The sequence below is a fragment of the Fulvivirga aurantia genome, assembly GCF_009711475.1.
GTDB classification, from domain to species: Bacteria; Bacteroidota; Bacteroidia; order Cytophagales; family Cyclobacteriaceae; genus Fulvivirga; species Fulvivirga aurantia.
In genome coordinates, this window is record NZ_SMMD01000282.1 from 1 (window position 1) to 1,513 (window position 1,513).

At 43.4% G+C, this 1,513-nt stretch carries 2 protein-coding genes; both read right to left on the minus strand.

All coding sequences use genetic code 11. The annotated features are described in order from the left end of the window. Positions 1 to 46 precede the first annotated feature (46 nt). Positions 47 to 403 (minus strand): translation initiation factor, encoded by a 357-nt coding sequence (locus E1176_RS01150; RefSeq protein ID WP_155208751.1) that lies wholly within the window; start codon positions 401 to 403, stop codon positions 47 to 49. 56 nt (positions 404 to 459) lie between these two features. After that, positions 460 to 1,513, minus strand: a 1,054-nt coding sequence (locus tag E1176_RS01155; RefSeq protein WP_343030489.1) for a PorP/SprF family type IX secretion system membrane protein, incomplete at its 5' end; no start/stop codon positions are given.

The following is a 1,513-nucleotide window of genomic DNA, read 5'->3' on the forward strand; positions in this document are numbered from 1 at the left end:
AGGTCCCTCCACAAGGTCGGGATGACAATACCGTAGACCTCGAAGCCTAACCCCCTACTCTTTTCACATTATACCCCTCTTTGTCGAGAATCTGCTGTACTTTGTCACGTACATCGCCCTGAATGATGACCTCTCCATCTTTGGCGGATCCGCCAACACCACATTTAGATTTTAGTAATTTGCCCAGGTCTTTAAGGTCATCTTCTGTCCCCACAAATCCTGTAATAAGTGTTACCTGTTTGCCTCCCCGAGCCTTTTTATCTAATTGCACTTTAAGGTGTTGGTCACCCGCAGGTAAAGTATCCTGCTCTTCACCACCCTCGTAATCATAATCGTAATTATCACTGGTTGAGTACACTACACCTTCTCTATTTTTCCAATTATCTTTCTTTTTCCGTGCCATCTTCTTCAGCTTTTCTTATTAACAATTAACAGTTTGTGTTGGGAGTATGTCTTCTCCTAAAAATCAGGACATGGGATTTGCATCACATGCTTAGGTGGCTTGCGTGGGTCTCTGTTAGACCATGAATATGAGAGCGACAACTCATGCGCACCACCACTAGCTGCTCCCAATTGTGAAATCGTATAATCGTAGCTATACCCGATGTTAAGCACATCACCCTGACCGCCTTTCTTGGTAAAACCAAGGAGTAAAACTACAGATTCGTTGTTACTAAAACCTTCTATGCCTTTTGTCGGCAACCCACGGTACCACACTCCAAAAATCATGGGTTCCAGAGTTAAATAAAGGCCTAAGTCTAATTGATCAAACTCACCTTGAGTTTTGTATTGAAAAGTAGGCGTAAGGCTACGCTCCTGAGGTCTGGCATATAAGCCACTCCCCACTGTACCTGGCGCAAATGATATTTTTACCCCACCATGAAATGACAGCTTTCTTGGCAATTCCTTTACTTCAGCCTCTTCACTAAATGCCTGATTGGGAGTATTTAGGTGGTTGGCGGCAACACCTAACCACATATTTCTGGTATATAAAACCCCTCCAGCTGATAGGTCAAAAAAGTTTTTTGCTGTCGTGCCAAAAGACTCAGCCGAAGGATTGTCAATTTGCCCGGTAGCAGGATTGAATTGATCACCAAATGTAAGATCACTAAAATTTATGTTTCTATTATACCATGCCACCTGAAAGCCCGGCCGAAAGGTAAGCCACTCAGTTATATAAAGTTGGTAGGCGTACAATAAGCCAACGCTTGTCGAAGTAAGTCCTGCCTGTCCCTCAGTGTCGCGCATAAGCAGCAAGCCCACTCCGCTGTTTTTATCTTCTATAAATGTATCGTAATAGGCAGAGAAAGTAACAAAATTAGCATCAATCGCAGGCCACTGGTTGCGATAGTTTAGACCTACCCTGGATTGTTGAGTGGCCCCGGTAAATGCGGGATTTAAATATAGAGGAGCAGCATAAAACTGAGAAAACTGAGGATCCTGGGCACTAGCCTCATCCGGTTTGATCAGTAAAATAAGTCCAAAAAGAAGTATAAAAACTTTACGCATCAGC

What these genes read in the sequence shown, in the direction of transcription:
- E1176_RS01150 (WP_155208751.1), bottom strand. Translation starts at nt 403, where the DNA reads ATGGCACGGAAAAAGAAAGATAATTGGAAAAATAGAGAAGGTGTAGTG.